Genomic DNA, 6,770 nt, shown 5'->3' with positions numbered 1-6,770 from the left:
GGCCGGGGCCCCGGCCCGGCGGCGCCCGCGCGGGCGCGTACGGCGGATCCCGGGGCCGGGCACCCGGCCGGGGGCGAACCCGCGAGCTGGCAGTACCGGCAGGCGCTGGTCGCGATGGGGGTGGCGGCGGTGTCGGGACCGGGGAGCATCGACGGTCTGCTGAGGAGCGGTCGCGCGCCGGCGGGTCCGGTTGCTCGGGCGGGGCGGACGGGGCGGCCCGCGCCGGGGGCCGCGGTGCCCCCGGCAGCCGGCCGGCCGCGGCCGCGACCCGGAGCAGAACCGGATGCGGAGGCGCGGCCGGGCCGGCCGGCGCTGACCACCGCCGAGCGGCGCGTCGCCGCGCTCGCCGCCGAAGGACTGGCCAACCGCGCCATCGCCGCCGAACTCTCGGTGACGCTTCGCACCGTCGAACTTCATCTGACCAAGGCCTACCGCAAGTTGGGCATATCCGGGCGGCCGGAGCTGGCCCCGGCACTGGCCTCGGAGCCGGCCCCGGTGCCGGGACGCGACGAAAGGACCGAGGATGGCGCGCCTGTTCGGCCGGCGGCGTGAACTCGCCGCACTCACCGCGGCGATGGAGGCGGCCGGGCGGGGCCGGGGCTCGCTGCTCGTCGTCACCGGCGGGATCGGGACCGGCCGGACGGCGCTGCTGAGGGCGCTGCCGCCGCTCGCGCGCCGGCGCGGTCTGCGGGTGCTCAGCGCCAGCGGGGCCGTCCTGGAACGCGAGCTGCCCCTCGGGGTGGTGGACCAGCTGCTGGAGCCGCTGCTGCCCGGGGCGGCCCTGGAACCGCCGCACGACGCCCGGTTCTTCGCGGAACTGCTCGCCTCGGTGGCCGGGTTCAGCGCCCGCGAGCCGCTGCTGCTCCTGGTGGACGACCTCCAGTGGGCCGACGCCGACTCGCTGCGCTGGTTCGGCCGGCTGGCGCGGCGGCTGGCGAGCCTGGGCATCCTGCTCGTCGTCGCCGTCCGCGACGGCGATCCGGACGCGGAGCAGCCGCGGATCCACGCGCTGTCCGACAGCGCCTCGCAGGTCCTGCGGCTGGAACCGCTCCTCGCGGCGGACACGGCGGCGCTGGTGGCCGATCGGCTGGACCGGCTGGCGGACCCGGCGCTGGCCGCCGCCTGCCACGAGGCCTGCGCCGGCAACCCGATGCTGCTGACCGCCGTGCTGGCCGAGCTGGTCGAGGCGGGCGGTGTGTTCGCCGACCCGGTGGAGGCGGTGGCGGGGCTGCGGCTGCCGGCCGTGCGCGAGCGGCTGCTCGTCGCGCTGGCGGCCCAGCCCGCACCCGTCGGCGCCCTGGCGAAGGCGCTCGCCGTGCTCGGCGAGGACGCGGACCCGGAACTCGCGGGCCGGCTGGCCGGGCTCGACGGCACCGGCTGCTCCGAGGCGGTCGGGGTGCTGTGCCGCCTCGGCCTGCTGAGCCGCGGCCGGACGCTGAACTTCGTCCACCGGTACGTCCGGGAGACGGTCGAGGAGTCGATGTCCCCGGCGGAGCAGGAGGACAGCCGCCGTCGCGCCGCCGTCCTGCTCCACGAAGCGGGCTACCCGGTCGAGCGGGCGGCGGCCCAGCTGCTGGCCACCACCTGGTGCCAGGACGGCTGGGCGGCCGAGGTCCTGCGCTCGGCCGCGGTGGCGGCGGTGCGCCGGGCCGCGCCGGCGGAGGCCGCGCGCTACCTGCGGCGGGTGCTGCTGGACGGGGCGGCGACCGGACCGGAGCGGGCCGCCCTGCTGCTGGACCTGGCCGCCATCGAACGGACCTTCGATCCGGCGGCGGCCATGCGGCACGTCGTACAGGCCCTGCTGCTGCTCCCGTCGGCCGAGCAACGGGCCCTGGCGGTACGGTGGCTGCCTCCCGCGCTGCTCGGCGGCTGCCCGCCGCCCAGCGTCGAACTGGTCGCGAAGGCGGCCGAGGAGCTGGCCGGGGCGCCCGCGCCGGCCGACGGCGACCGCGAACCGGCCCTGCGGATCGAGGCGCGGCTGCGGCACGTGACGGTGGCCGGCCCCGGACTGCTCGCCGGCTCCGTCGAGCGGCTGCGCGCGCTCGGCCCCACGCCGCCGCTGGAGACGGCGGCCGAGCGCGAGCTGGTCACCGTCCTGCTGCACGGCGCCACCGTGGCCCAGCGGCTGACCGCCGCGGAGGTCGCCCCGCTGGCGAACCGGATCCTGTGCTACGAGCCCGCCTCGCCGGCCCATGTGTACACCACTCTGCCGCTGCTGACCGACACCCTGATCGCGGCGGACTCGATCGAGACCCTCGGCCCCTGGCTGGAGGCCGCCGGGGAGGCGGCCCGCCGCGAGCGGGCCCCCGTGCCGCAGGCGCTCATCGGCCTGGAGCTCACCCAACTGCTGGTGGCTCAGGGCCTGTTCGCCCGGGCCCGGGCGCAGGCGCGCGAGGTGCTGGAGCTGGGGGCGGCGCGGTGGGCGCCGATCCAGTCGATGGCCGCCGTGGTCCGGGCCGCCATCGAGACCACCGACGGCGAGCTGACGGAGCGCCTGCTGGAGGCCTACGGCGAGAGCATCGACCACGGCCACAGTCCCTCGATGCTGCAACTGGTGCGCGCCTCGGGCGCGGCGGCCCGCGGCGACCTGCCCACCGCGCTGGAGTACGTGCTGGACTGGGGGCGTTCGGTCGAGCGGGCCGACTGGCGCAACCCCGCGGTGGTCCCCTGGCGGACCTGGGCGGCCGGCCTGTGGCTGCGGATGGGCCAGGGCGCCCGGGCCCACGAACTGGTCGACGAGGAACTGGCCCGGGCACTGGCCTGGGGCGCGCCCGGGCCGATCGGACGGGCGCAGCGGGTCAAGGGCGAACTGACCGAGGGCGAGGGCGGCATCGAACTGCTGCGGGCCTCGCTGGCCACCCTGGAAGGGGCGGTCAACGGCATGGAACGGGCCAGGACCGGCGTGCTGCTCGGCCGGCGGCTGCGGGCGCAGGGGCAGCCGGAGGCCGAGGCGCACCTGCGCCGGGGCCGGGAGCAGGCGCTGACCGGTGGCGCGCCCCGGCTGGCGGACCTGGCCGCGCGTGAACTGCGGGAGCTGGCCCAGTCGCTGGGGCCGGCCACGCTGACCCGGGCCGAGCGCCGGGTCGCCGCGCTCGCCGCCCAGGGGGTGTCCAACAAGGAGATCGCCGGCCGGCTGGAGGTGAGCACGCGGGCGGTCGAGAAGCACCTGACCCAGGCCTACCGCAAGCTGGACGTCGCGGGGCGGGCCGAACTCGCCGGGGTGGCGCACCTGCTGCCGAGTGACGCGGGGCCGCCGGCCTGAGCCGGTGGGACCCCGGTCACCCCGGGGCCGTACCGCACCGGAGCGCGCCGGGCCGCCCCGCGGCCGACCGTACCGAACCGAAGCGGCCCAGGTCACACCGTCCACCGACCGTACCGAACCGAACCGAAGTCCCCGCCGAACCCCCGGGTAACCGAACCCCGGCGCCGCCTCCACAGGGTTAGTGCCGCGGGTATTGGATTTCGTTGACAGTCTTCCTTTCGCCTTCATAGTGTCATGACCGCGGCTGACACGGCACATTGCGGCACGGGGTGAGGCGGCCCCCGTGCCCGTGCGAATCTTCGGGAACTCCTGGAAGGCGAAACATGACCGCGGCACAGCCCACGACTTTCACGACGGTCCGCGAGGGATTCTTCAATCCGCCGGCCGAGATCCGGAAACTGCGGGAAGCGGCCCCGATATCCCGGATGGCATTCGCGGACGGCCACCTCGGCTGGCTGGTGACCGGATATTCCACCGCCCGGGCGGTGCTCTCCGATTCCCGGTTCAGTGCCCGGGGCGAACTCAAGCACCCGCCGGTTCCGCGCTCCGCGGTGCTGGAGGAATCGCCGGCGGCCCCGCCCGGCATGTTCATCCAGCACGACGCCCCCGAGCACCAGCGCTACCGCAAGCTGCTCGTCGGCCAGTTCACCGTCCGCCGGATGCGCCTGCTCACCGAGTGGATCGAGCGGATCATCGAGGAGCGGCTGGACGAGATGGAGCGGATCGGCTCCCCGGCCGACCTCTTCGAGCACTTCGCGCTGGCGATCCCCACCCTGGTGATCACCGAACTGCTCGGCGTGCCCTACGAGGACCGCGCCAAGTTCCACCACGACGCCGAGGTGTGGAGCAGCTTCGGCGCCTCCATCGAGGACGTCACGGCGGCCTTCGGCAGCCTCGGCTCGTACCTGTACGGCCTGGTCCTGGCGAAGCGGGCCGAGCCCGGCGACGACCTGCTCAGCGGCCTGATCACCGGTGAGGGCGACCTCACCGACGAGGAGGTCACCTCGATCGCCTTCCTGCTGCTGGTCGCCGGGCACGAGACCACCGCCAACCAGATCGGTCTGAGCACCTTCGCCCTGCTCAACCACCCCGAGCAGCTGGCCGCGCTGCGCGCCGACCCCTCGCTCGTGGAGGGCGCGGTGGAGGAACTGCTGCGTTACCTGAGCATCGTGCACCACGGCCCGACGCGCGCCGCGCTGGAGGACGTCGAGATCGACGGCACCCTGATCAAGGCCGGCGAGGTGGTCATGATCTCCCTGGCGGCGGCCAACCGCGACCCCGAGCGTTACCCCGACCCCGAGGACCTGGACATCACCCGGGAGATGGCCAACCACCTCGCCTTCGGCCACGGCGTCCACCAGTGTCTGGGCCAGCAGCTCGCCCGGATCGAGCTGCGCTCCGGCCTGACCGCGCTGCTGCGCCGCTTCCCCGGGCTGCGCCTGGCCGTGCCGGCCGAGGAGGTCGGACTCCGCCACGACATGCAGGTCTACGGCGTCTACCGACTCCCGGTGGCCTGGTAGCCCGTCCGATGCGGATCGAGATCTCCGAGGACCTCTGCTGCAGCTCGGGCATGTGCACGCTGACCGCGCCCGAGGTGTTCGACCAGGACGACGCGGACGGCACCGTCGTCCTGCTCGACCCCGAGCCGCCCGCCGCCCTCCACCCCGCCGTCCGGGAGGCCGCGCACCGCTGCCCGTGCACGGCCATCACGGTGCACGAGAACGGCTGAACGCCGGCGGCCGAACGCCCAGACCCCGTTTCCACGAGGACCCGGTTCCCCGGGTCGGAAGGCCAGGTACCGAGAGCGTGTCCGAGAACCAGAGCCTGTCCCGTCGCCGCCTGCTCGGCATGGCAGCGCTGAGCGCCGCCGCCCTCAGCGGCACCACCACGATCGCCACCGGCCGGCGCGCCTTCGCCGCCCCGGCCTCCTCCTCCGGCACCGGCGCCACCTTCGTGCCGGCGGTGGTGATCGGCACCGGCTACGGTGCGGCGGTCTCCGCGCTGCGCCTCGGCGAGGCCGGTGTCCAGACGCTGATGCTGGAGATGGGCCAGCTGTGGAACCAGCCCGGCCCGGACGGCAACGTCCACTGCGGGATGCTCAGCCCGGACAAGCGCTCCAGCTGGTTCAAGACCCGCACCGAGGCCCCGCTGGGCTCCTTCCTCTGGCTCGACGTGGTCAACCGCGACATCGAGTCCTACGCCGGCGTGCTGGACCGGGTCGCCTACGACCAGATGTCCGTCTACGTGGGGCGCGGCGTCGGCGGCGGCTCGCTGGTCAACGGCGGCATGGCCGTGCAGCCGCGGCGCAGCTACTTCGAGGAGGTGCTCCCGCAGGTCGACGCCGCCGAGATGTACGCGCGGTACTTCCCGCGCGCCAACACCATGCTCAAGGTGAACCACATCCCGAAGGACTGGTTCGAGCAGACCGAGTGGTACCAGTACGCCAGGGTCTCGCGGGCGGCCGCCGCCCGGGCGGGCCTGGGCACCGTGTTCGTGCCCAACGTCTACGACTTCGGCCACATGCAGCAGGAGGCGGCCGGCACCGCGCCCAAGTCCGCGCTGGCCGGCGAGGTCATCTACGGCAACAACCACGGCAAGCAGAGCCTGGACAAGACCTACCTGGCCGCCGCGCTCGGCACCGGCAAGGTCACCATCCAGACCCTGCACCGGGTGCGGACGATCACCCGGCAGGCGGACGGCACCTACCTGCTCGGCGTGGACCGGATCGACACCGCCGGGAAGGTCCTGGAGACCAGGCAGGTCTCCTGTCGCCACCTCTTCCTGGGTGCCGGCAGCCTCGGCTCCACCGAACTGCTGCTGCGCGCCCGCGACACCGGCACGCTGCCGAACCTCAACGCCGAGATCGGGGCCGGCTGGGGGCCCAACGGCAACATCATGACCGCGCGCGCCAACCACCTGTGGGACACCACCGGCGCCCGCCAGTCCTCGATCCCCGCGATGGGCATCGACGACTGGGACAACGCGGCCGCCCCGGTCTTCGCCGAGATCGCGCCGATGCCGGCCGGCCTGGAGACCTGGGTCAGCCTCTACCTGGCGATCACCAAGAACCCCCAGCGCGGCACCTTCGTCTACGACGCCGCCACCGACCGGGCGAAGCTCCAGTGGACCCGCGCCCAGAACGCGCCCGCCGTGGCCGCCGCCAAGTCGCTGTTCGACCGGATCAACGCGGCCAACGTCACGATGTACCGCTACGACCTCTTCGGCGGCTCGGCGAAGAACTTCGCCGACGACTTCTGCTACCACCCGCTCGGCGGCTGCGTGCTCGGAAAGGCGACCGACGCGTACGGCCGGGTCGCCGGTTACCAGAACCTCTACGTCACCGACGGTTCGCTGATTCCGGGATCGATCGGCGTCAATCCTTTCGTGACCATCACCGCGCTCGCCGAGCGCAATATCGAGCGCATCATCCAGCAGGACATCACGGTCGTCTAGGCCGGCCGGCCTCGGCGGATTTCCTCCCGGGCGCGGCGCTGCGTCCGTGCGGAAA

Annotated in this window: 5 protein-coding genes; all 5 read left to right on the top strand. The window is 74.2% G+C overall.

What is annotated here, in order from left to right; all coding sequences use genetic code 11:
• Positions 1-234: 234 nt before the first annotated feature.
• The 5 genes from ACFU9E_RS23895 to ACFU9E_RS23875 all read left to right on the top strand — a co-directional run bounded on the left by ACFU9E_RS23895 (position 235) and on the right by ACFU9E_RS23875 (position 6,715).
• Positions 235-552 carry a helix-turn-helix transcriptional regulator gene (locus ACFU9E_RS23895; RefSeq protein WP_380715329.1) on the top strand — a complete coding sequence of 106 codons (318 nt, stop codon included), beginning with the start codon at positions 235-237 and terminating at the stop codon, positions 550-552.
• Complete coding sequence (locus ACFU9E_RS23890) at positions 524-3,262, top strand: ATP-binding protein (RefSeq protein WP_380687437.1); 2,739 nt, start codon at positions 524-526, stop codon at positions 3,260-3,262. The genes ACFU9E_RS23895 and ACFU9E_RS23890 overlap by 29 nt, the downstream gene beginning before the upstream one ends.
• A 425-nt stretch (positions 3,263-3,687) precedes the next feature.
• Positions 3,688-4,782, top strand: coding sequence for a cytochrome P450 (locus ACFU9E_RS23885; protein WP_380687439.1), 1,095 nt, complete (start codon positions 3,688-3,690; stop codon positions 4,780-4,782).
• 8 nt (positions 4,783-4,790) lie between these two features.
• Positions 4,791-4,991 (top strand): ferredoxin, encoded by a 201-nt coding sequence (locus tag ACFU9E_RS23880; protein ID WP_380687441.1) that lies wholly within the window; start codon positions 4,791-4,793, stop codon positions 4,989-4,991.
• Between the two features lie 119 nt (positions 4,992-5,110).
• Positions 5,111-6,715, top strand: a complete 1,605-nt coding sequence (locus tag ACFU9E_RS23875) for a GMC oxidoreductase (RefSeq protein ID WP_380687445.1) — start codon at positions 5,111-5,113, stop codon at positions 6,713-6,715.
• The last annotated feature ends 55 nt before the right edge of the window (positions 6,716-6,770 follow it).

The organism is Kitasatospora sp. NPDC057595 (assembly GCF_042800875.1).
GTDB lineage: Bacteria > Actinomycetota > Actinomycetes > Streptomycetales > Streptomycetaceae > Kitasatospora.
Note: the sequence above shows the minus strand (reverse complement) of the source record. Positions and strands in the feature narration are given on the sequence as shown.